Source organism: Achromobacter insolitus, assembly GCF_002209555.1.
GTDB classification, from domain to species: domain Bacteria; phylum Pseudomonadota; class Gammaproteobacteria; order Burkholderiales; family Burkholderiaceae_B; genus Achromobacter; species Achromobacter insolitus.
In genome coordinates this window covers 950,511-973,746 of record NZ_NJIF01000003.1, presented here as the reverse complement: position 1 = coordinate 973,746, position 23,236 = coordinate 950,511, and the positions used below count along the sequence as shown (strand labels likewise).

The window sequence follows — 23,236 nt, the reverse complement described above, 5'->3', positions numbered from 1 at the left end:
ATCGCGGACGGCCCGGCCATAGATCGCGCAGCAAGCGTGGCGACGAGGAGACAGACATGAAAGCGGTTCATCTGAGGACAGGCCTGGCGGGCCTGGCGGTGTGGATATGCGCGGGGCCGCTGCACGCGCAGGGCGCGTATCCCAGCCAGCCGGTGCGCATCGTGGTGGGGTATGCCGCCGGCGGCACCACGGACATCCTGGCGCGGGCGTTGGGCGAGCAGCTGAGCAAGGAGCTGAAGCAGCCTGTCATCATCGAGAACAAAGCCGGCGCCGCGGGCAACATCGCCGCGGCCGCCGTGCAGCAGGCCGCGCCAGACGGCTACACCCTGTTCATGGCCACCGTGTCCAGCCACGGCATCAATCCGGTCGTATACAAGAAGTCGCTGGGCTATGACCCGGTGGGCGGCTTCACGCCGGTCAGCATGATCGCTTCCATCCCCCTGGTGTTGGTGGCCAATCCCAAGCTGCCCGTGGCGTCGGTGGCGGACCTGGTGAAGCTTGCGCGCGAGAAGCCGGGCGATCTGAACTATTCCTCCAGCGGCAACGGCTCGCCCGTACATGTCGCGGGGGCGATGTTCGCCTCCGAGGCCAAGGTGCAGATCCAGCACGTGCCTTACCGGGGCGGCTCGCTGGCCAATTCGTCCGTCATGAGCGGCGAGACGCAGTTCAGCTTCGCCACCTTGCCCGCGGCTTTGCCGCAGGTGCGGGCGGGCAGTCTGCGCGCGCTCGCCGTCACCACGCGGGACCGGTCGGCGGAACTGCCCGATGTGCCCACCGTGGCCGAGGACCCGATGTTCAAGGGCTACGAGATCAACACCTGGAATGCATTGATGGCGCCCAAGGGCACGCCCGATGCAGTGGTGGACGTGCTGAACAAGGCGGTGGCGCGGTCGTTGGCCGTGCCGGCACTGCAGACCCGCTTCAAGGGCGAGGGCGCGACGCCCGGCGCCAGCAGCCCGGCCGAACTGGGCCAGTTCGTCAACGCGGAGCTTGCGCGCTGGGCGGGCGTCATCAAGGAAGTCGGCATCCAGATTGAATGACCTCTGGCGGCTCGGGGGGATGACGGTCCGCGTCGGCGGAGTGGCGTAATATGAATTGTGTTTCTTTCTCATTGACGCCAGATCCGATGACCACCACCCAGAACGCCAGCCCGACCGCCACCCCGCTGCACGCCCTGAACACGCGCCGTTCCTTCAAGTTTCTCCGTGCCCCGGCGCCCAAGCCCGAGGAACTCGAACAGATCCTGCAGGCGGCCATGTCGGCGCCCGACCATGGCGCCCTGCGTCCATGGCGTTTCGTCGTGATCCAGGGCGAGGCCATCGGCAAGCTGGCCGATCTGGCCTTGGACGCCGTCAAGCGCAGCGGCGATCCGCGCATGACGCCCGAAAAGGAAAAGTCCGTGCGTGAATGGATGGCCGGCGTGCCGCTGTTCATCGCGGTGGCGCAGAAGATCGCGCACGACAACACCAAGATCCCCGAGCAGGAGCAGTTGCTCGCCACCGGCGCGGCCACCATGAATTTGCTGAACGCCGTGCACATGCTGGGTTATGGCGCGTTCTGGAGCACGGGCATCGGCACCTACGTGGAAGATGTGCAGAATGCGTTGGGCCTGGATGCCCTGGATTACCGCTTCCTGGGTTTCCTGGCCATCGGCACCCCGGCTTGCGCCGTGCCGCCGGCCAACCGCCCGGATTACCGCGAGTTCGTCACCGAATGGACCGGTCCGGTCTGATGCGGACATCGCAATCCAAGTGAAAAAACCGGCCATAGGCCGGTTTTTTTATGGAACTTCGCCTAGCGGCGTCCCGGCAACGGCCGGAAGGCCAAGCGCAGCAGCCGTTCCAGGCACCAGCCTGCGAAGTAGAAGAGGGCTAGCGTGGGCAGTCCGATCAGCAGGTAGCCCCCGACCCACGACAGGTCGCCCAGCAGGTGGTCCATGTTCAGTTCATGCAGCAGCGCGAGCTGTAGCGCCAGGGGCAGTTGCAGCAGCACGAATCGTCCCTTGTCGTCGCTGTCGGCCGACAGCGCGCCGGCGACACAGAGGATGACGATGGCGAGATACAGCGCCGCGAACGCGATGCCGGTCCAGCTGAACCATTTCGAGGCGGTCAATCCGGGCACGTCGGTTTCCAGGGAATCAGGGACAGGAAGTATAGAGCGTTCCCCTGTGATACTCTGGCTGCCGGTCGTGCATGTTCATCCCTTTGCCCGGCCGACGATGGCAATGTCCGAGGTCATCCCCTTGGGCAGTGTCTTGGTAAGAAGAATGCGCATGACACGATCAAGCGTGGAGACAATACATGAGCCAATATGGGCCGTTGAAGTTGCACGTCCCGGAGCCGACAGGGCGCCCGGGTTGCAAGACCGACTTTTCCTACCTGCACCTGTCGCCGCCCGGCGATGTGCCCAAACCCCCCATTGATGTTGCCGCGGTCGATACCGGCGGACTGGCCTACAGCCTGGTCCGGGTGATCGCGGACGACGGCAGCGCCGTCGGACCGTGGGCGCCGGAACTCAGCCATGAGCAACTGCGCGCCGGCATGCGCAACATGCTGAAGACACGCCTCTTCGATGCGCGCATGTTGACCGCCCAGCGCAAGAAGAAGATCTCCTTCTACATGCAAAGCCTGGGCGAGGAGGCCATCGGGTCGGCCCACGCCATGGCGCTGGAGCAGGGGGATATGTGCTTTCCGACCTACCGGCAGCAAAGCATCCTGCTGGCGCGCGACGCCTCGCTGGTCACGATGATGTGCCAGCTGATGTCCAACGAGCGCGATCCGCTCAAGGGCCGTCAGCTGCCGGTCATGTATTCGGACCGCGAACGCGGCTTTTTCAGCATTTCCGGCAACCTGGCCACGCAGTTCATCCAGGCGGTGGGCTGGGGCATGGCCTCGGCCATCAAGGGCGACACGCGCATCGCTTCCGGCTGGATCGGCGATGGCGCCACGGCCGAAGCCGACTTCCATACCGCGCTGACCTTCGCGCACGTCTACCGCGCGCCGGTCATCCTGAACGTGGTCAACAACCAGTGGGCCATATCCACCTTCCAGGCGATTGCCGGCGGCGAAGGCGCGACCTTCGCGGGCCGCGGCGTGGGCTGCGGCATCGCGTCGCTACGGGTGGACGGCAACGATTTCCTGGCGGTCTATTCCGCATCGCAATGGGCCGCCGAGCGCGCCCGTCGCAACCTGGGGCCGACTCTGATCGAATGGGTGACCTACCGCGCCGGCCCGCACTCCACGTCCGACGATCCTTCCAAGTACCGCCCCGGCGATGACTGGAGCCACTTCCCGCTGGGCGACCCGATAGCGCGCTTCAAGAAACACCTGGTCCTGCTGGGCATCTGGTCCGACGAAGAGCACGAAGCCGTCAAGGCCGAACTCGACGCCGAGATCCTGGCGGCCCAGAAGGAAGCGGAAAGCTACGGCACGCTGGTGGACGGCCATGTCCCCAGCGCCGCCAGCATTTTTGATGACGTGTACAAGGACATGCCGGAGCATCTGCGCCGGCAACGTCAGCAGCTCGGAGTGTGATCATGGCTATCGATAACAACGCTGGTCCGGCCTCCGCGCCGATGACCATGATCCAGGCTTTGCGCTCGGCCATGGATGTCATGCTGGAGCGCGACAACAATGTCGTGGTGTTCGGGCAGGACGTCGGCTATTTCGGCGGCGTGTTCCGCTGCACCGAGGGCCTGCAGGCCAAGTACGGCAGCTCGCGCGTGTTCGACACGCCCATCTCCGAAGGCGGCATCGTCGGCGTGGCGGTGGGCATGGGCGCCTACGGCTTGCGTCCCGTCTGCGAGATCCAGTTCGCCGATTATTTCTATCCCGCCTCGGATCAGATCGTGTCCGAGGCCGCTCGCCTGCGCTACCGCTCGGTCAACGAGTTCGTCGCTCCCATGACCATCCGCATGCCTTGTGGCGGCGGCATCTATGGCGGGCAGACGCACAGCCAGAGTCCCGAAGCCATGTTCACGCAAGTGTGCGGGCTGCGCACGGTGATGCCGTCCAATCCCTATGACGCCAAGGGTCTCCTGATCGCGGCCATCGAGAACGACGATCCCGTGATTTTCCTGGAGCCCAAACGGCTGTACAACGGCCCGTTCGACGGCCATCACGACCGGCCCGTCACGCCCTGGACCGGACGGCCGGGCAGCGTGGTGCCCACCGGCTACTACACCGTGCCGCTGGACACGGCCGCCATTGTGCGGCCGGGCAATGCGCTCACCGTGCTGACCTACGGCACTACCGTGCATGTGTCGCTGACCGCCGCGGAAGAAACCGGCATAGACGCCGAAGTCATCGACCTGCGCAGCCTGTGGCCGTTGGACCTGGACGCCATCGTCAATTCGGTCAAAAAGACCGGGCGCTGCGTGGTGGTGCATGAGGCCACGCGCACCTGCGGCTTTGGCGCCGAGCTGATTTCGCTGGTGCAGGAACACTGCTTCCATCATCTGGAGGCGCCCGTGGAGCGCGTGACCGGCTGGGATACGCCGTATCCCCACGCGCAGGAATGGGCGTACTTCCCCGGCCCGCGCCGGGTCGGCGAAGCGTTCAAGCGCGCGATGGAGGGTTGAGAGATGGGTATTCATGTCATCAAGATGCCCGACATCGGCGAAGGCATCGCGGAAGTGGAACTGGTTGCCTGGCATGTGAAGATCGGCGACATGGTGGCCGAGGACCAGCCGCTGGCCGACGTCATGACGGACAAGGCCACGGTCGAGATTCCCGCGCCGGTGGTCGGCCGCGTGGTCGCGCTGGGCGGAGAAGTAGGCCAGGTCATGGCCGTGGGCGGCGAGCTGATCCGCCTGGAAGTGGAAGGCGAAGGCAATCTCAAGCCGGGCGGGGATTCGCCGCCAGCCAAGGCGGCCGCAGCGGCGCAGCCCGCTGCGTCGGCGCCCGAGCCCGCGCAGGCCGCGCAGGCCGCGAAGGCCGAGGCGCCTGCGCCCGTGGCGCCGGCAAAACCCGCGCCCGCGGCGCGGGCACAGCCAGCACGCCAGGCGCCCGCAGCCGTGGCGCGCCAACCGGGCGACAAGCCGCTGGCTTCTCCTGCCGTGCGCAAGCGCGCCTGGGACCTGGGCATCGAGTTGCGCTACGTGCACGGCAGCGGCCCGGCCGGCCGCATCGTGCACGAAGACCTGGACGCTTATCTGCAGGGCCAGGGCACGGGCGGCCAGGCTCGGGGCGGCGTAGCCTATGCCGAACGCAACGACGAGGAAAACGTGCCGGTCATCGGCCTGCGCCGCAAGATTGCGCAGAAGATGGCGGAGTCCAAGCGCCGCATTCCGCACTTCAGCTACGTCGAGGAAATCGACGTGACCGAACTGGAAGACCTGCGCGCCAGCCTCAACCAGAAGTGGGGCGCCACGCGCGGCAAGCTCACGCTATTGCCGCTGCTTGCGCGCGCCATGGTGGTGGCGCTGCGCGATTTCCCGCAGATCAATGCGCGTTACGACGACGAGGCCGGCGTAGTCACGCGTTATGGCGCGGTCCATATCGGCATTGCGACGCAAAGCGACGGCGGGCTGATGGTGCCCGTCATGCGCCATGCCGAAGCGCGGGATCTCTGGTCCATGGCGGCCGAGATCGTCCGGCTGGCCGAGGCGGTGCGCACGGGGGCGGCCAGCCGCGACGAACTGTCGGGGTCGACCATCACCATCACCAGCCTGGGGCCCTTGGGCGGCATTGTCACCACGCCGGTCATCAACCATCCCGAGGTCGGCATCGTGGGCGTGAACCGCATCGTCGAGCGGCCCGCCATCCGCAATGGCGCCGTGGTCGCGCGCAAGCTGATGAACCTGTCGTCGTCCTTCGACCACCGCGTGGTGGACGGCATGGACGCGGCGCGCTTCATCCAGGCGGTGCGCGCGCTGCTGGAACAACCCGCGCTGCTTTTCGTGGAGTGAGCATGAGCCAGATCACAAAGACTACGACCCTGCTGGTGATCGGTGGCGGTCCCGGCGGCTACGTGGCCGCCATCCGCGCAGGTCAACTGGGCGTGCCGACCATCCTGGTCGAAGGCGCGCAATTGGGCGGCACCTGCCTGAATATCGGCTGCATACCGTCCAAGGCGCTGATCCACGCGGCCGAGGAATTCGACAAGGCGCGCCATTACGCGGGCAATTCGGACCTGGGCATTTCCGTATCGGCGCCTGCCATCGACCTGGCCCGGACCGTCGCCTGGAAAGACGGCATCGTCGGCAAGCTGACCGGCGGCGTGGCCGCCCTGCTGAAAAAGAATGGCGTGGAAGTGGTGCGCGGGTGGGCGCGGCTGCTGGATGGCAAGACGGTGGAAGTGGACGCGGGTGAGTCCGGCGCCCTACGCATCCAATGCGAACATCTGCTGTTGGCGGCGGGCTCCGAGCCGACGCCGCTGCCGTCCATGCCGTTTGGCGGCATGGTGGTGTCATCCACGGAGGCGCTCTCGCCCTCCAGCATTCCCAAGCAATTGGTGGTGGTGGGCGGCGGCTACATCGGCCTGGAGCTGGGCACGGTGTATCGCAAGCTCGGCGCGGAAGTCGCCGTGGTGGAGGCGCAGGATCGCATCCTGCCGACCTACGACGCGGAACTCACCAAGCCCGTGGCCGCTGCCTTGGCGAAAATGGGCGTGGCGCTGCACCTGGGCCGTAAAGTGCTGGGCCTGAATGGCGCCGGCAACGCGGTGCGGGTGCAGGATGCCACGGGCGCAGAGACCTTGCTGCCTGCCGATCGCGTGCTGATCGCGGTGGGACGGCGCCCGCGCACGCAGGAGTGGGGGCTCGAAAGCCTGCAGCTCGACCGCAAGGGCAACGCGTTGCGCATCGATGACCAGTGCCGTACCTCCATGCGCGACGTCTGGGCCATCGGCGATATCGCGGGTGAGCCGATGCTGGCGCATCGCGCCATGGCGCAGGGCGAAATGGTGGCCGAGCTGGTGGCGGGCAAACGCCGCCACTTCCAGCCCGCCGCGATCCCGGCGGTCTGCTTCACCGATCCTGAGGTCGTGGTGGCGGGTCTGTCGCCGGCCGAGGCAGAAAGCGCGGGGCTGGACTGCCTGACGGCGTCCTTCCCATTTGCCGCCAACGGCCGGTCGATGACGCTGGAGTCGACCGATGGCTTCGTGCGCGTGGTTGCGCGCCGCGACAATCACCTGATCGTGGGCTGGCAGGCGGTGGGGCGTGGCGTGTCGGAACTGTCGGCGGCTTTCGGGCAGTCGCTGGAAATGGGCGCTACGCTGGAAGACGTGGCGGGCACCATCCATGCGCATCCGACCCTGGGCGAAGCGGTGCAGGAAGCCGCGCTCAAAGCACTGGGCCACGCGCTGCATATCTGAGCAGGGCAGGACGCCGCAACGGGACGCCGCGCTTGCGCGGCGTCCCGTTGTGCCTTCCGGCCTGGTTTAGCGCCGGCCCACGGCCTGCGCCAATGCCGCGCTGAATCCTTCGACCGCGGGGTTGCCTTGCTTGCGCATTGCGGCCACCACGACCTGCGCGGTTGCGCCCGCCACGTCGCGCAACGGCAGAAAGCACAATGAGTCCGATCGCATGCGGGACAACGATTGGGGCACGAGCGCCGGTCCGATGCCTGCTTCCACCAATGTCAGCAGCGTGGGAATGACGCTTTCCTGCGCGATTTCGGGCTTTAGTTGAGCACGCGCGAACAGCGCCTGGATCATGTTGCGGAAGTAGGGCGAGATGTCCTGTCGATAGCCGACCAGTGGATACTCCAGCAGCTCTTCCAGCGAAACATCCCGCTGGTGCGCCAGCGCATGGTCGCGGCGCAACGCCACGCGCAAGGGCTCTTCGTAGATGACGTGCGTCAGGATATCAGCGTCCAGGGGGTGCGGACGCATCAGCGCCACGTCCACCACGCGTGACCGCAGCGCGGCCTCCATGTCCACGGAGTTCATCTCGCGCAGGTCGATCCGGACTTCCGGGTGCGCATCGCGATAGTGACTCAGCGCCGATACCAGCGGCGAACTGGCAGCGCTGGGCGTGATGCCGATTACCAGCGTACCGGTCTCGCCGCGTGCCGTGCGGCGAGCCTGCCGCAGCATCAGTTGGGTATCGGCGGCGATCTTGCGGGCCCGTTCGTACATGATTTCGCCGGCGGGTGTTAGCGCGACCGAGCGCGTGGTGCGCTCGAACAGGGGCACGCCCACAATCGCTTCCAGCCGCTTGATCTGTTGCGTCAGGGGCGGTTGGGTCATGAACAGGCGCGCGGCGGCCCGCGCGAAATGCAGTTCTTCCGCCAGCGTGCAGAACAGGACCAGTAGCCGGCCATCCAGAAAGATTAATTCTGATTTCGACATAATCAACGCCAAATTACCAATTGGACAGAGATTAGTCGAGTTCCTAAGATGCCGCATCGATTCGTTCTGCCGGCATCCCGGATTCGCCTCATGTCTTTCGCTCCCTTTCCCGCTTCAGTCATTGCCATTGCCCAAGGGGTCAGGGCCGGCGAGACGACGGCCCACGCGGCGGCGCGCCAGAGCCTGGCCGCCATCGAGCGGCAAGAGCCCGCCGTGCGCGCGTGGAGCCACGTGCTGTCCGCCGCGGTCCTGGAGCGTATGGAGCCGGAGCGCCGCGCCGTTGGCGCGCTGGCTGGCGTGCCGATAGGCGTGAAGGACGTCATAGACGTGGCAGGCATGCCCACCGGTTTCGGCGCGCCTTCCTTGACCCCGGGCTCGCCGGCGTTCGACGCTTGCTGCGTGGGCATGCTGCGCGCGGCCGGCGCGATTCCGGTGGGCAAGACGGTGACCGCCGAGTTTGCCTTCAGGACACCGGGGCCGACCCGCAATCCTCACGCGCCGACGCACACGCCCGGCGGCTCTTCCAGCGGTTCCGCGGCCGCGGTGGCGGCTGGCATGGTGCCCGCCGCCCTGGGCACGCAGACGGGGGGCTCGATGATCCGTCCCGCGGCGTATTGCGGGGTGGTGGGATTCAAGCCCAGCATCGGCCGCGTGTTCCGGGACGGCATGAAGCTCACCTGTGAATCGCTGGACACCATAGGCTGGTATTCGAACAGCGTGGCGGATGCGCAGGCCATCGCCGACGTGCTCATCGGCGGCACAGGAGCACAGGCCGCGGAGAAAGCCGCGGACAAGCGGCGGCTGACCGTGGCCGTGCAGCTGCATAACCCGAGAGCGGCGCTGTGCGCAGAGAGCCGCGCCGAGATTGAACGCGCCCTGGCCGTACTGGCTGCGCATGGCGTTCAGTGCCTGCCGGTGCAAGCCGAGCGGGAAACCGCGCTCCTGTTGCAGGCGCACGATGTGATCATGCATTACGAGTTCGCGCGCAGCCTGGCGCCGGTGGTGGAACGCCAGGGGCACGCGCTGAGCGGCGCCTTGCGCCAGGCGGTGGCGCATGGCCTGGGCATCGGAGCCGGGCAGTACGACGAGATGCGCGCGGTCCAGTCGGCGCTGCGCGGCAGCTGGCATGCGTGGTACGGCGGCGCCGATCTCGTGCTTACGCCCAGCACGCCAGGACCCGCGCCCCATGGGCTGGAACATACCGGCGACGCTTCATACAACAAGATCTGGTCGGTGCTGGGATGGCCATGCCTGCACCTGCCTACCGCGTTCAACCGCGCGGGACTGCCTTTGGGCATGCAATTGGTTGGTGATCTGGGCAAGGATGCCGCCTTGCTCGACGCTGGCCGCAAACTACATCAGCTGCTGACGCAGCAAGGGGAGTGAAATGGGATTCAAAAGAGTGAAGCAGGGCATGCTGGCCCTGTGCGCCGCCGCAGCCGTGGCGGGCTGGGGGCAGGCGCATGCGGCTTTTCCTGACCGGCCGATCAATGTCGTCGTGCCCACGGCGGCCGGCGGCACGGTGGACATCGTGGCGCGCATCATGGCGGAAAAGCTCGGGGCAGAACTCGGCCAGCCCGTGGTGGTCATCAACAAGCCGGGCGCGGGCGGGGTAGTGGGCACGCAGGCATTCCTGCGCGAACCTCAAGACGGCTATACCGTGTTGTTCACGGCGAACAGCAACCAGTTGATCGTGCCCTGGGTCTATAAAGAGGCGAAATTCGACCCGATCAAGGACTTTTCGCCGATCGCCGCGGTGGGGGAAGTGCCCAATGTGCTGTGCGTGAACCCGGCGTTTCCGGCAAAGGACATGAAGGAGTTCATGGCCCTGGTGAAGGCGAATCCGGAAAAGTACCAGTACGCCTCGGCCGGCGCGGGAACCTTGAACCATTTGCTCGGCGTCATGCTGGACCAGATGGGCGGACTGCGCATGCAGCACATTCCCTATCGCGGCGTGTCGCCCGCCATGGCGGACGTGATGGGCAATCAGGTGCCCATGCTGTTCGCCAGCCTGCCGTCGGCGGTTGAAGGCATCAAGGCCGGCAAACTGCGCGCCTTGGGCGTCAGCAGCGAAAAGCGCAATGCGCTGCTGCCCGACGTGCCTGCCATCAACGAAGCCATACCGGGGTTCCGCGGCGATCTGTGGGTCGCGTTTTACGGCGCGAAAGAAGCGCCCCGCGCGTCGATCGACACCCTGCACCAGGCGATACGCAAAGTCCTGGCGGACGCGGCGCTGCAACAGAAGTTTGACCAGCTAGGAGTCACAATGATGCATGATGGCCCGGCCGAGCTGGCTGCCCGCCAACAGGCCGAGTTCATGCAGTGGAAGCAGGTGGTGCAGGCGTCGGGAGCCAGCCCGGACTGACGCCTCAGCGGCTGCCGTCGATGTATGGGCGGGCCTGCAGAATAAGGATGTTCTCGCCCTGCACGGCCCATTCGATGTCCTGGTCCACGCCGCCCAGGCGCTGTTTGATATGGCTGCCCACGGCGGCCAGCCGCGCCACCAGGGCATCGTTGAGCACTTGGCGCGAGCCTTCGATCGGCACCTCGCGCACCCCGCCCGCGGCGTCCGCCACCAGTTGGGTGTCTTCGGCGGAGCGGCTCAGTACCTGGACCGCCTTGGACCAGCTGGAGTACATCAGCTGCTCGGCCTGGCGCTTGCCTTCCACCACCTTGATGCCCAGGCCGCGCTTGGCGGAAAGGTAGGTGACGTAGCGACGAGAGGCGTCGAAGGGATCTCGCGTGATCATCACCCCGGAACTCTCCGATGCCGCGGCCTGTTGCACCAGCACCGCCATCACCACGCCGTCCTGGCCGATGCCGGCCGCGCGCCGGGCTTCGTAGGCTTCATAGTTGTAGACCGACGCCCACACGGTTTGCACTGCCTGCGTCAGCGCTTCGGGCTGCGTCACGTTGGGAACGGTGGTGTAGAGCCCGGCGCCGCTGAAGCCCGGCAGGTCTTCGGAATTGGATGAGCTGCGCACGAACACGCCGCGCCCCTGCAATTGCTTCTGCCAGCGTTCGCGCCAGGCGGCCGCCAGCGCAGAGTCGGGCTGCGCCTGAATGATGTCCTGGCGCAGAGCGGCCAGTTCGGCGCGGCGCACATTGGCGTCGCGGGCGAAGTCGGGCCGTTGCTCAAGCGCCGCGATGCGTTCCGGCACGTGCAGCTGCGCCATGAATGCCGCGTACTGCGCAAAGGGTATGCAGAAACCGTCCGGCACCACCGCTGCGGGTGGCAGCGCGGATTTCAGCGCGCCGAGGTTTGCCGCCTTGACGCCGCAATGGCGGCTGTCGCGGGTGACCATGCCGGTGAGCGGCTTGATGGCCTTGACGGCCAGATCGGGCTTGGGCAGCGGGAGGGCGGCCTTGGGCGGCGGCGCCGCCGCAGGCTTTGCGATGCGGCGCAACTGATAACCGGTGCTGGTGACCGTCAGCTCGACCCAGTGGCCGTCATGTTCGCGCAGCGCCGCCACGGCATCGCGCACATAGGCATTGGGAATGCGCCAGCCCTTGGCCAGCAGGTTGACGTGGGACAGCAGGGTGGAGGGCCGCTGCGTGACCAGTCCGGCAACCGGCGGCAGGGCGACGGGGACTTCGTCCAGCACGAGGATGTCCGTGGGCGCCAGATCCGGCGTGTCGTCCACGGACGCCACGATGCGCAGGCGGCCCTCGGCCTGCCCGGTATTCAGCGGCAGGAAGGTCTGCTCGCGCAGCAGCGATTCCTGTGTCACCGCGTCCAGGCCTGCGCGTTGCGCGATTTGTTCGTGCAACGTGGAATTGGCCTTGAAGCGGACCGGCTCGTAAAAACTGGCCTGCAGCTTTTCGCCCGTCAGCTTGAGCAGTTCAGGGGTGAGGCGGTCGCCTTCCCAGAATTCATAGGTGTAGCCCGGCAGGTCGCGTTGCCAACTCAAGGTGCCGAACAGCAGGCGCCGCTGCGAGTCCTTGTACTGGGCGATGAGCGTGGCCTTGTCGCCCGCGGGCAGGAGCCGGTGTTCGCGCGCGAAGTTCTCGTGCAGCGAGTAGCGCGGCGTGTTGACGTAGTAGATCCGGTCACGCTGCTTCCTGTCGATCACGAACAGCACGTGCGGGATCTCCAGCGGCGTGCCGGGGTTGTAGACCCGCGCAAGCTGTTGGAACTCGGCCTGCGTGCGGATCTGGCTCAGGTAGGCGGGGCCGGCCTTCCTGGCATCCTCCGCCTGCTGCGCGGCGCGCTCATCAGCGCTCAATGGACGGGCGTTTTCGTACGGAGAGGGCTTGCGCGCGGTCTGCGCATGAACGGCGGGACCCTGGCCGGCGGCCAGCGCGCCGAGAGTGGCCAGGACGATCAGGCGGGGCAGGCGCCGGGAGGACACGCGGCGTGGGGCAGGCAAGGGATTCATGAACAGGCTTGCGGGGCGCAGAGAGCCGCGATGATATCGGAGCCCGCGCCGGCTGCATGCCCCTGCTTGTTTCAGGATGTGGCTAATTATGGATTGGCGTTGCCGGGCGGCTTGCCGAGCTGCGGCGAGGCGTGCCGCCGCCGGCGCGAAATACCCAATTTCAGGGATATGTTTTTGGCAAGGCTTGCCGTTAAATACCGCCCAGGCTTAATCGCCCCGCCGGCGCCACGAAAATCCCGGCCATCCAGGCTTGTCCTGATGGAGGGGGATTCTCGGAGGGCCTTTTTCAAGGAGCAGCAACTGCTGCTCCTTTTTTTGTGCCTGCTCGGGAAACTCCCTAGCCTTTGAACACGCATGGCGGATTGACAGCGGACCCGGTCGAATCGATACTGAAATCAAGTACGTATACGTACAAATCGGCATGCCGACCGCAACGATCGAAATCGGGTTCCCACTGCGCTCGCAAAGGAGCAAGCAATGAAGGACGGCGAAATTCTTTCCGGATTCCTGGCCCCCCATCCGCCACATCTTGTCTATGGCGAAAATCCGCCGCAGAACGAGCCGCGTTCGCGCGGCGGCTGGGAAAGCCTGCGCTGGGCCTACGACCACGTGCGCGAGAGCATCGAACGCCTGCGGCCCGACGTGCTGCTGGTGCATTCGCCGCACTGGATCACGCAGGTCGGCCACCATTTCCTGGGAGTGCCGCGCCTGGCGGGCCGCTCGGTGGATCCTATCTTTCCCGACCTGTTCCGCTACGACTTCGGCATGGACGTGGACGTCGAACTGGCCGAGGCGTGTTGCGAGGAAGGGCGCAAGCTGGGCCTCGTCACAAAGATGATGCGCAACCCCAAGTTCCGGGTGGACTACGGCACCATCACCACGCTGCACATGGTGCGTCCACAGTGGGACATTCCGGTGGTCGGGCTATCGGCAAACAATACGCCGTACTACCTCGACACCAAAGAGGGGCTCAAGGAGATGGACCTGCTGGGCAAGGCCACCCGGGAAGCCATACGCAAGAGCGGGCGGCGCGCGGTCCTGTTGGCCAGCAATACCCTGTCGCACTGGCATTTCCATGAACAGCCCGAGGTGCCTGAAGACATGTCCAAGGAGCATCCGGCGCGCTACGACGGCTATTTGTGGGACATCCGCATGATCGAACTGATGCGCAAGGGCAGGATGGCAGATGTCTTCGAGCTGTTGCAGCAGTTCATCGACGAGGCGTTCGCCGAAGTGAAGTCTGGCGCTTTCACGTGGATGCACGCGGCCATGGGCTATCCGCAGCTGGCGGGCAAGTTCCATGGGTACGGCACCGTGATCGGAACCGGCAACGCGGTCATGGAATGGAACCTGCAGGAGGCCGGTCTGTCCCGGCTTGAAGAAACCGCCGGCGTAGCGTCCTAGATCCCGAGGAGACATTCCATGGCCATCGTTTCCGCATTCCTCGTTCCCGGCAGCCCGCTGCCCCAGCTGCGTAGCGATGTGGCGCCCTGGGGACGCCTGAATCAGGCGCTGCGCAAGGCCGGCATGGCGCTGGCCGCGTCCCGCCCCGACGTGGTGCTGGTGTATTCGACGCAGTGGATGGCGGTGCTGGACCAGTTATGGATCACGCGCCAGCGCAGCACGGGCGTGCATGTGGACGAGAACTGGCACGAATTCGGGGAACTGTCGTTCGACATCGCCAGCGACAGGGGCCTGGCCGAAGCGTGCGTGCAAGACTGCCGCGATGCCGGCATCCATGCGCGCGGCGTGGACTATGACCAGTTTCCCATCGACACGGGCACGATCACGGTCAGCTCGCTGATGGGCTTCGGCTCTGAGGCGCTGCCGGTGACACTGGCGGCCAACAACCTTTACCACGACAACGCGCAGACGGAGCAACTGAGCCGCATCGCCGTGCAGGCGGCGGCCATGCAGAACAAACGGGCGGCGGTGATCGGCATAGGCGGGCTGTCGAACACCATGTTCCGCGAGCCGGTGCCGCCGGACTCGGACCACGTGATTTCCCGCAGCGACGACGATTGGAACCGTCGCATGCTTGCCTTGCTGGAATGCGGCGATGCCGGGCAACTGCGCGCGCTCATGCCCGAGTACGCCGGGCAGGCCAAGGCCGAGATGGGCTTCAAGCACATGTCCTGGCTGCTGGGCGCGCTGGGCGAGCAATTCCAGGGCGCCAATGTGCTGGAGTATGCGCCGTTGTATGGAAGCGGCGGGGCGGTGGTGGAGTTCAAACTGGCTTGAAGGCGCGCAAGGGCCTGGCCTCAGGCGTCCTGCGCCATTGCGACGGTCCGGACACATGCAGGTTTCCGCCGTGGGCGTCAACCGCCACGGTCACGGGCATGTCGGTGACCTCGAATTCATGGATCGCCTCCATCCCCAGGTCCTCGAACGCGACGACGCGGGCGCGGCGGATGGCGCGGGAAACGAGATACGCGGCGCCGCCCACCGCGATCAGGTAGGCCGCGCGATGGCGCTGGATCGCCTCGACCGCCTGCGGGCCGCGTTCGGCCTTGCCTATCATCGTCAGGAGGCCGGTGCGTTCCAACATCATGTCCGTGTAAGCGTCCATGCGCGTCGAGGTGGTGGGGCCGGCCGGGCCCACGGCTTCGTCACGCACCGCGTCCACGGGGCCCACATAGTAGATGGCGCGGCCCCGGAAGTCGGCTGGCAAAGGCTCGCCGCGCGCCAGCATCTCGCGGATGCGCTGATGCGCCGCATCGCGTCCGGTCAGCATGCTGCCGTTCAGAAGCAGTGTTTCGCCCGCGCGCCAGGACGCGACTTCTTCGCGGGAGAGGGTGTCCAGGTTGACCCGACGGCCCGCGGCGGCCTCACGGTCCGCACCCAGCTCGGGCCAGATTTCCAGCGACGGCGGTTCCAGATGCACGGGGCCCGAGCCGTCGAGCACGAAGCTCGCGTGGCGCGTGGCCGCACAGTTGGGAATCAGCGCGACGGGCTTGGCGGCGGCGTGTGTGGGATAGGTCTTGATCTTTACGTCCAGCACGGTGGTCAGGCCGCCCAGACCCTGCGCGCCCACGCCCAGCGCGTTGACGCGGTCGTAAAGTTCCAGCCGCAGGGCGTCTTCGGGCGCCAGCGCGCCGCCGCGCCGGGCCCGATCCTGCAAGTCATGCATGTCCAGGGGCTGCATCAGGCTTTCCTTGGCCAGCAGTACCGCTTTCTCGGCGGTACCGCCTACGCCGATGCCCAGCATTCCGGGCGGGCACCAGCCCGCGCCCATGGCGGGGATTTGCGCCAGCACCCAGTCGATGACGCTGTCGGCCGGGTTCAACATGGCGAGCCGGGCTTTGTTCTCCGAGCCGCCGCCCTTGGCCGCCACCGTCACCGCTACGCTCGCGCCCGGCACGATCCGCATGCTGATGACGGCGGGGGTGTTGTCGCGGGTGTTGCCTCGGCCAAAGAGCGGATCCGCCACCACCGAGGCTCGCAAGGGGTTGTCCGGGTCCAGGAAGGCTTGGCGCACGCCGGCGTTGACGGCGTCCTCCAAGCTGCCCGTAAAGCCCTCCCAGCGCACGTCCATGCCGACTTCCAGGAACACATTGACGATGCCGGTGTCCTGGCAGATCGGCCGTCGGCCGATGGCGGCCATGCGCGAACTGGCCAGGATCTGCGCCATGGCGTCGCGGGCCGGGGCGCTGGCCTCTTTTTCGTAGGCGCGGGCCAGGTGCGCGATGTAGTCGGCCGGGTGGTAGTGGCTGATGTACTGGAGCGCGCTGGCAATGGATTCGGTCAGATCGTTCTGGCGGATGATGGTGCTCATGGCGTGCGTCGGGCGGTGGCGTGAGAGGCGGCGGTCATTCGGCGTGCAGCGTGGTGCCGGGACGGTCCCGGACCAGGGTCACGGCCACGAAGGACACCGCCGCCATGACGATGACGTAGACGCCCACCAGCCAGGATTGGCCCGTGGCGGTGATGATGGATTGCGCAATCATGGCGGCGAAGGCGCCGCCCAGGATCGAACCCAGCGCATAGCCCGCCGACACGCCGGAATAGCGCACGTCGGCCGGGAACATCTCGGCGTACAGCGCGGCCTGGGGGCCGTAGGTCAGGCCCAGCGGCACGGACAGCACGGCCAGGGCGAAGGCGAATTGCATGACGTCGCCGGATTCGATGAAGGACCACATCGGTATGGCCCACAGGGCCAGCAGCACATAGCCGAGCTGGAAGGTGCGCACGCGGCCGATGCGGTCGCCCAGCCAGCCACCGAGCAGCGTGGTGCCCAGCCAGCAGGCTGCGGCCAGGGTGCAGATCATCAGCACCTGTTGCGCCGGCATGTGCAAGGCCCGGCTCCCGTAGCTGATGAAAAAGCCAACCAGCAGGTAGCCCGCGGTGCTGTTGCCGACGAAGATCAGCGTGGTCAGCAGGATCTGGCGCGGATGCTTGCGCAGCAGGGTGCCCAGCGGCGCGGAGGAATGGCTGCGCCGGGACTGCATCTGCAGGAACACGGGGGATTCCTCCACGGCGCGCCGGATGAAGACGCCGACAATGATGAGCGCGATGGACAGCAGGAAGGACACACGCCAGCCCCACGCCATGAAGTTCTCGGGGCCTACGGCGGCGGTGATGCACCACAGCACGCCGGTGGCCACAATCATGCCCAGCGGCACCCCGATCTGCGGGAAGGCGCCAAACAGCGAGCGTCGGTCCTCGGGCGCATGTTCGACCGCCATGAGCGCCGCGCCGCCCCATTCGCCTCCGGCCGAAAAGCCTTGCAGCACGCGCAGCGTCACCAGCATCACGGGCGCCCACACGCCGATCTGCGCATAGGTCGGCAGCACTCCGATCAGCGCGGTGGACACGCCCATCAGGATCAGCGTGGCGGCCAGCACCCGTTTGCGGCCGTAACGGTCGCCCAAGTGGCCACAGACGATGGCGCCCAGCGGCCGGAACAGGAAGGCCACGCCGACCGTGGCGAAAGACAGGATCAGCGACAGCTCTGGGTTTTCCTTGGCGAATGGCGCGAAGAAGAGCGAGCCCAGCACCAGGCCCGCGGCCTGGACATAGATGAAATAGTCGTACCACTCGATGGCCGAGCCGACGAGCGTGGCGGCGAGTACCTTGCGGTCGTCGGCGCTGACCAGCGGGCCGGCCGCGCCGGAGCGGCCGGCTGGCGCGACGGCGGCGCCGTCGGCGGGAATGTCTGTCTGCATGTTTGTCTCCTTGGGGTATGCGGCGGGTTCAGCTTCTTGTTGGGGGGGCTGTCGCTTTGGAATGGCGTCGCCTAGGCTGCTGCGCTTTGCGGCGCGTCAGGCTGGTTTTCCGGACGGGCCTGTTCGAAGGCGGGCAGGGCGGCGCAGGCCTGGACGATGGCGCGCACGCGCGCATAGGGCTCCAGATCCGCGCCGTAGCGCAAGGCGTTGTAGACCTGCGGTATGAGGGTGCACTCGACCAGCGTGGGGGCGGCGCCCAACGCGTACGCGCCGCTGGGCGCCGAGGGCAGCGCCGCCTCGAAGGCCTGGAAGCCCTCCGCGCACCAATGGCGGTACCAGTCGTGGATCCGTTCGTCGTCCGCGCCGAACTGCGCGCGCAGGCGCTTGAGCGCGCGCAGGTTGTTGAGCGGGTGCATTTCGCACGCAATCAGTTGCGCCAGCGCGCGTGCCTGGGCGCGCAGCGCCGGATCGGCCGGAAGCAGCGGCGTGCCGGGATGGCGCTCATCCAGGTACTCGATGATGGCCAGCGACTGTTGCAGGCGCAGGCCGTCGATCTCCAGCATGGGCACCAGGCCGAACGGCGCGAGCGACCGGTAGGCGGGCTGCTGGTGCTCTCCCTTGACCATGTGCCACGTGACCTGCCGGTACGGCAGGCCTTTCAAGGCCAGGGCGATGCGCACGCGGTAGGCCGCGGAACTACGCCAATAGCTGTGCAAGGTGAGGGCGGGCGATTCTGCCATGAGGGACTCCCGTTCAGGCGGTGGCGGCTTCGCGCGGGGCGGGCGACGCGGCGCAGGGCATGGGCCTCGTGCCCGGGATGCGGACTTGCTGGTCGATGTCGCCGAACAGGCTGTGGCCGGCATCGTCGCGCATGCCGATGCGCACGCGGTCGCCGTGCTTGAGGAAAGGCGTGCGCATTTCGCCGTCGCGCAGCTTTTCCCGTACGCGCGCTTCAACCAGGCAGCACACGCCGGCGGCGTCGCTGGCGTTGGAGATGGTGCCGCTGCCTACCAACGTGCCGGCGCCCAGGCGGCGCGTGCGGGCCGCGTGCGCGATCAGCTCGCCGAAGTGAAACTGCATTTCCTCGCCCGCCTGGGGCTGGCCGATCTGCTTGCCGTTGAGCCATACCTGCATGGCGCGGTGCAGTTTGCCGCCACGCCAATAGGGCTTCAGTTCGTCGGGTGTGACCAGCACGGGCGAGAGCGCCGAGGCAGGCTTGCCCTGAAGGAATCCGAAGCCCTTGGCCAGTTCGGGCAGCACCACATTGCGCAGGGTGACGTCGTTGACCAGGCCCAGCAGCGCCACGTGCGCCAGCGCCGTGTCCGCGTCCACGCCCAGCGGCACGTCGTCGGTCACCACGACGATCTCCGCTTCCAGGTCCACGCCCAGTTCCTCGCTGGCCGCCGTGATGTCGTCGCACGGGCCCATGAAGTCATCGGAGGCGCCCTGGTACATCAGGGGATCGGTCAGGAACGATGGCGGCATTTCGCCGCCGCGCGCCCGGCGTGTGAGGTCCACGTGGTTCAGGTAGGCGGATGCGTCCAGCCACTGGTAGGCGCGCGGCAGGGGCGCGGCGCAGCCGGCCGGATCGAAGGGCTGGCTGGCGCCGTCGCCGGCGTTCAGCGCCTCGTACTCGGCCTGCAGCAGCGGTGCGCTGCGGGCCCAGTCGTCCAGCGCCTGTTGCAGCGTGGCGGCGATGTGCGGCACGGCGCGCATGCGGGTCAGGTCCCGGTTCACGACGGCCAGCACGCCGTCGCGGACGCCATTGTTCAGGGTGGCGAGTTTCATTTTCAGTTGTTCCTTATGGGGAAGAAGGTTCAGGCGGTGAGCTCGGCCCACATGTCGCGGTCGCGCTGGGCGGTCCAGACGCGCGGGTCGACGATGCCGCTGGCCTCGTCGTAGGCGCGCGAGATGTCGAAGGGAATCGCGTGTTCATAGATCACGACGTGGCCGAACTCGGGGTCCATCACGCGGCGCGTGTCTTCGTAGACCTGTTTCAGGCTCTTGCCTTGCTCCACGCCTTGCCGGGCGCAGCCGTACAGCGTTTCCACCCAGCTACGCGTGTAGCCGATGGCCTCGCGGCAGGCAGCCGGCGTGGTGAGCGCCGGGCCGCGGCCGGGCACCATCTGGCGCGGCTCCAGGGCCTGCAGCGCGTCCAGCGTGGCCGGCCAGTCGGCCAGATAGGCGTCGCCCGTATACACGCCCGCGTTGAACTCCACCAGGTCCCCCGAGAAGCAGATGCCCTGCGACGGAATCCAGACGATGGAGTCGCCGCGCGTATGGCCGGCCCCCAGATGCAGCATGCGTACCTCCAGGCCGCCCAGAAACACGGTCAGCTCGCGGTCGAAGACCACGGTGGGCCAGGTCAGCCCCGGGATGGTCTCGGCGGACTGGAACAGGCGCGGGAAGCGGCCGATCTCCGAATCCATGTCGGCCTGGCCGCGCTCGACGATGAGCTCATGGGTGCCGCGGCTGGCGAACACGTTTACGGCGCCTTCGGCCGCGAACGCGGATGCGCCCAGCACGCGCACCGCGTGGTAATGGGTCAGCGCCACATGGCGGATGGGCTTGTCCGTGACGCCGCGGATGGCGCGGATCAGGCCCTGGGCCATGGCTGGGGTGGCGGTGGCATCGACGACCATGACGCTGTCATCGCCGATGATCACGCCGGAATTGGGATCGCCGTCGGCCACGTAGGCGTAGGCATTGTCGGACAGGCGTTCGAAGGAGATTTTCTTTTCCGCCAGGTCGGCCTGGGAGGCGAAGGGTTTGCTCATGGGGTTCCTTTATGGGATGAGAGGTCGGGCGGTTCAGTCGGCATGCGCTTGGCTGCGCTGCTGGCTGCTGGTGCCGGTGGCGCCGGGCCTCAGCCCGGCTGCCTTGTCGCGGGTCCAGGCGGCAAGTTCCTCGTGAGCGCTGCGCCGCTTGCGGGCGACGTAGTCGTCCACGGGCAGGCGCGAGGTCAGCTCCAGCCGGATGCCGTTGGGGTCGAAGAAGTAGATAGAGCGGATGAAGTGGTGGTCGGTCGGTCCCACGACGTCGATGCCATGCGTTTGCAGCCGTACGCGCATGCGTTCCAGCTCGGCTTCGCCGCGCATTTCCATGGCGAAGTGGTTGACCCAGCGCGGCGTTCCGGGATCGGGCTGGGTCAGGCCGTTGTCGCCCAGGTCGAAGAAGGCGATGTGCGAACCGTCCGCGAATTCGAAGAACAGGTGCACGAAGGGGCAATGCTCGCCAGTGGAGGGAACGCGTTCTTCCTTCACGACGTGCACGAGCGGCAGGCCCAGGATGTCTTCGTAGAAGCGCCGGGTTTCCTCCGCGTCGCGGCAGCGCCAGGCGAAGTGGTGCAGGCCCTGGATGGTCGGGTGGGTTTGGGGTTGTGTCAGCGTCATGGCGCCGTCTCCGTGGTTCATGGAATATTCAAGGCGGGCGCACCGGGTTGGGCCGCCAGGATTTCGTCGACGGCGTCCTGCACCCGGGCGGCGTCGTCCACTGCCTCGATGAGCAGCAGGGACAGCCGGGCCAGGCTGTCGCGCTGGGCCGCGGGATCGGGCACGTTGGTCAGCGCGATGAGGCGCTCTAGCAGGTCATCAAGCTGTTGCTGGGATAGCGGCATGGCTGGCGCCTCCGGTTGATCGGTAGAGGCCGCGGGCCTCGGGCGGGGATACGGGACAGGCGCCGGCGGCGTCCAGCGCGGCGGCGACCCGGGCCAGCACGGCCCGGGGATCGCTCGTTTCGGAAGTGGCGGCCGCCATGACGTGCTGGTCGGGACGCAGCAGCCACGCCTGGCCGTCCAGCGCCAGTCCCAACTGATGCGCCAGGGCGGCGCGTCCGCGCTCATCGCACAGCGGCGCAACGGCGACCCAGCGCACCAGGCCATCGCCTTCCTGTGCGCCGGCGGGCAAGACATCGCCAAAGACCAGGACGGTGAACCAGGGACCCAGCAGCCCATGCAGGGTCAGGCCATCCGCCTGCCGCAGCACGATATTGGGCAACGCGCGCCCGGCCAATGCGTGGGTGCCGAGCGACAACGCCGATGCGGGATAGACGGCTGGCATGCACAGGCGGCCCGTGTTGATCATGCGGGCCGCGACCGGGTGGCGCGGCGCAAGGTCGATGATGGCGTCGCGCCACAGCGCGGCCGAGCGCGCTGCGCCCGGATAGACAAAGCGCGACGAGCGGCGGGCTTGGCGGATGTTTTCCATCGCCGCGTGCTTGCGCTCGAGGCTATAGGTATCCAGCAGGGATGCGCCTGCGCGGCCTTGCAAGTGCAGGGCCAGCTTCCAGCCCAGGTTGTCGGCGTCCTGGATGCCGCCATTGCCGCCGCGCGCGCCAAAGGGAGCGACCAGGTGAGCCGAATCGCCAGCAAACAGCACGCGGCCGTGGCGCAGGCTGTCCAGGCATTCATGGCGGTACGCCCAGACGCCGTGCCAGGCGATGTCGAACTCCACGCGTTCGCCCAGCAGGTCCCAGACGCGCTGGCGCATGGCGGCGTCAGTGGCTGCCTCGGCGGGGTCTTCGTCCGTGCGCAACTGGAAATCCAGCCGCCAGGTGTCGTCGGCCATCTTGTGACGCCAGACCGCGCGGCCGTGGTTGCTGCCGGCGTCCAGCCAGGTCCAGCGTTCTTCCGGCCACGTGGTGTCGCGCAGCACGATATCGATGATGATCCAGCGGTCTTCGGTCTGGTCGTACACGCGTGGGCTCAGGCCCAGCATGCCGCGCACCGCGCTCTTGGCGCCGTCGCAGGCGACCACCCATTGAGCGCGGCAACGATAGGCGCCATCGGGCGTTTCCACGTGCAGCGTGGCGGGGCCGTCAGCTTGCGGCTCGACGCCGGCGACGCGGTTCAGCCAGCGCAGTTGCGCCAGCGGTTCGCGCATCAGCGCCTCGACCAGGAAGGCTTCCAGGTAGTACTGCTGCAGATTGACGAAGCCGTTGTGCCGCATGTCAGGCTGGTCCTGCAGCGTGAAGGAGGCCACCGCCAGGTCGCGGCAAAGCACGCGGCCCACGTTCCAGCGCACGCCCTTGCCGACCACGTCGCCAGCCATGCCGAGCCGGTCGAAGATGTCCAGCGTGCGCTGCGCCCAGACCATGCCGCGCGAGGCCAGGCCGCGCACGCCTACGGTGTTGTCGTCATCCAGCACGACAACGGGAATGCCGCGCCGCACCAGATCCAGGGCCAGCGTGAGGCCGGTCAATCCAGCCCCGACGACGGCCACCGGATGCGGATCGCGGCGGGGACGGTCCATTTCGTCGGGCCTGACGTATGGATAGATGGGAAGCTCTTTCATCGTTTTCCCTAGTTCGATGAGGTTTGTTGCAGCCCCCACTCTAGGAGCGCGCCGCGGACCCGTCATGTCCTCACGGAAGAGGACACCGCGGCGGCGGAGGATGACCTTA

General features: G+C 67.0%; 21 protein-coding genes. 10 read left to right on the top strand and 11 right to left on the bottom strand.

Features of this window, described 5'->3' with window-relative positions; all coding sequences use genetic code 11:
- Nucleotides 1–56: 56 nt before the first annotated feature.
- Nucleotides 57–1,040 (top strand): Bug family tripartite tricarboxylate transporter substrate binding protein, encoded by a 984-nt coding sequence (locus CEY08_RS14660; RefSeq protein WP_063960367.1) that lies wholly within the window; start codon nt 57–59, stop codon nt 1,038–1,040.
- Nucleotides 1,041–1,126: 86 nt separating this feature from the next.
- On the top strand, nt 1,127–1,732 hold the full coding sequence (locus CEY08_RS14655; protein WP_042793190.1) for a nitroreductase family protein: 606 nt from the start codon (nt 1,127–1,129) through the stop codon (nt 1,730–1,732).
- A 62-nt stretch (nt 1,733–1,794) separates the two neighbouring features.
- Here CEY08_RS14655 and CEY08_RS14650 read toward each other — a convergent pair whose 3' ends face one another.
- Nucleotides 1,795–2,121: a hypothetical protein gene (locus CEY08_RS14650; protein WP_076812866.1), complete on the bottom strand. Its 327-nt coding sequence runs from the start codon at nt 2,119–2,121 to the stop codon at nt 1,795–1,797.
- A gap of 179 nt (nt 2,122–2,300) precedes the next feature.
- Between CEY08_RS14650 and CEY08_RS14645 the strand changes: the two genes are divergently transcribed.
- Genes CEY08_RS14645 through lpdA form a run of 4 tightly spaced genes read left to right on the top strand, consistent with a single transcriptional unit; the run spans nt 2,301 to nt 7,314 of the window.
- On the top strand, nt 2,301–3,533 hold the full coding sequence (locus CEY08_RS14645; protein WP_063642602.1) for a 3-methyl-2-oxobutanoate dehydrogenase (2-methylpropanoyl-transferring) subunit alpha: 1,233 nt from the start codon (nt 2,301–2,303) through the stop codon (nt 3,531–3,533).
- A gap of 2 nt (nt 3,534–3,535) precedes the next feature.
- Nucleotides 3,536–4,579, top strand: coding sequence for an alpha-ketoacid dehydrogenase subunit beta (locus CEY08_RS14640; RefSeq protein WP_042793191.1), 1,044 nt, complete (start codon nt 3,536–3,538; stop codon nt 4,577–4,579).
- Nucleotides 4,580–4,582: 3 nt separating this feature from the next.
- On the top strand, nt 4,583–5,908 hold the full coding sequence (locus CEY08_RS14635; protein WP_076812870.1) for a dihydrolipoamide acetyltransferase family protein: 1,326 nt from the start codon (nt 4,583–4,585) through the stop codon (nt 5,906–5,908).
- 2 nt (nt 5,909–5,910) lie between these two features.
- Entirely contained in the window at nt 5,911–7,314 is a 1,404-nt protein-coding gene (gene lpdA / locus CEY08_RS14630; protein WP_076812873.1) for a dihydrolipoyl dehydrogenase, read from the top strand.
- A 66-nt stretch (nt 7,315–7,380) separates the two neighbouring features.
- Here lpdA and CEY08_RS14625 read toward each other — a convergent pair whose 3' ends face one another.
- Nucleotides 7,381–8,292, bottom strand: coding sequence for a LysR substrate-binding domain-containing protein (locus CEY08_RS14625; protein ID WP_076812876.1), 912 nt, complete (start codon nt 8,290–8,292; stop codon nt 7,381–7,383).
- 90 nt (nt 8,293–8,382) lie between these two features.
- On the opposite strand from CEY08_RS14625, the gene CEY08_RS14620 reads away from it, so the two are divergent.
- Nucleotides 8,383–9,678 (top strand): amidase, encoded by a 1,296-nt coding sequence (locus CEY08_RS14620; RefSeq protein ID WP_076812880.1) that lies wholly within the window; start codon nt 8,383–8,385, stop codon nt 9,676–9,678.
- A gap of 1 nt (nt 9,679) precedes the next feature.
- On the top strand, nt 9,680–10,657 hold the full coding sequence (locus tag CEY08_RS14615) for a Bug family tripartite tricarboxylate transporter substrate binding protein (protein WP_076812884.1): 978 nt from the start codon (nt 9,680–9,682) through the stop codon (nt 10,655–10,657).
- A gap of 4 nt (nt 10,658–10,661) precedes the next feature.
- Here CEY08_RS14615 and CEY08_RS14610 read toward each other — a convergent pair whose 3' ends face one another.
- Nucleotides 10,662–12,671, bottom strand: coding sequence for a PEP/pyruvate-binding domain-containing protein (locus CEY08_RS14610; RefSeq protein WP_084738528.1), 2,010 nt, complete (start codon nt 12,669–12,671; stop codon nt 10,662–10,664).
- A 477-nt stretch (nt 12,672–13,148) separates the two neighbouring features.
- On the opposite strand from CEY08_RS14610, the gene cnbCb reads away from it, so the two are divergent.
- Nucleotides 13,149–14,075, top strand: coding sequence for a 2-aminophenol 1,6-dioxygenase subunit beta (gene cnbCb / locus CEY08_RS14605; RefSeq protein WP_076812888.1), 927 nt, complete (start codon nt 13,149–13,151; stop codon nt 14,073–14,075).
- Nucleotides 14,076–14,093: 18 nt separating this feature from the next.
- On the top strand, nt 14,094–14,912 hold the full coding sequence (locus CEY08_RS14600; protein ID WP_076812891.1) for a DODA-type extradiol aromatic ring-opening family dioxygenase: 819 nt from the start codon (nt 14,094–14,096) through the stop codon (nt 14,910–14,912).
- Here the strand turns inward: CEY08_RS14600 and CEY08_RS14595 are convergent.
- The 8 genes from CEY08_RS14595 to CEY08_RS14560 form a co-directional block, all read right to left on the bottom strand.
- Nucleotides 14,899–16,446, bottom strand: coding sequence for a fumarate hydratase (locus tag CEY08_RS14595; RefSeq protein WP_076812894.1), 1,548 nt, complete (start codon nt 16,444–16,446; stop codon nt 14,899–14,901). The two genes, CEY08_RS14600 and CEY08_RS14595, sit on opposite strands and share 14 nt — an antisense overlap.
- Nucleotides 16,447–16,480: 34 nt before the next feature.
- Nucleotides 16,481–17,836 (bottom strand): MFS transporter, encoded by a 1,356-nt coding sequence (locus CEY08_RS14590; RefSeq protein WP_042793198.1) that lies wholly within the window; start codon nt 17,834–17,836, stop codon nt 16,481–16,483.
- A gap of 71 nt (nt 17,837–17,907) precedes the next feature.
- Nucleotides 17,908–18,576: a maleylacetoacetate isomerase gene (gene maiA, locus CEY08_RS14585; protein ID WP_042793199.1), complete on the bottom strand. Its 669-nt coding sequence runs from the start codon at nt 18,574–18,576 to the stop codon at nt 17,908–17,910.
- Nucleotides 18,577–18,589: 13 nt separating this feature from the next.
- On the bottom strand, nt 18,590–19,624 hold the full coding sequence (locus tag CEY08_RS14580; RefSeq protein WP_076812898.1) for a fumarylacetoacetate hydrolase family protein: 1,035 nt from the start codon (nt 19,622–19,624) through the stop codon (nt 18,590–18,592).
- Between the two features lie 29 nt (nt 19,625–19,653).
- On the bottom strand, nt 19,654–20,613 hold the full coding sequence (locus CEY08_RS14575) for an MBL fold metallo-hydrolase (protein ID WP_042793201.1): 960 nt from the start codon (nt 20,611–20,613) through the stop codon (nt 19,654–19,656).
- A gap of 33 nt (nt 20,614–20,646) precedes the next feature.
- Complete coding sequence (locus tag CEY08_RS14570) at nt 20,647–21,249, bottom strand: VOC family protein (RefSeq protein WP_232033737.1); 603 nt, start codon at nt 21,247–21,249, stop codon at nt 20,647–20,649.
- Nucleotides 21,246–21,452, bottom strand: a complete 207-nt coding sequence (locus CEY08_RS14565; protein WP_042793202.1) for a hypothetical protein — start codon at nt 21,450–21,452, stop codon at nt 21,246–21,248. The genes CEY08_RS14570 and CEY08_RS14565 overlap by 4 nt, the downstream gene beginning before the upstream one ends.
- The gene (locus CEY08_RS14560; RefSeq protein WP_063960357.1) at nt 21,427–23,127 is read right to left on the bottom strand and encodes an FAD-dependent oxidoreductase; all 1,701 of its coding nucleotides are present in this window, start codon (nt 23,125–23,127) and stop codon (nt 21,427–21,429) included. Before CEY08_RS14560 ends, CEY08_RS14565 begins: the two co-directional genes overlap by 26 nt.
- Between the last annotated feature and the right edge of the window lie 109 nt (nt 23,128–23,236).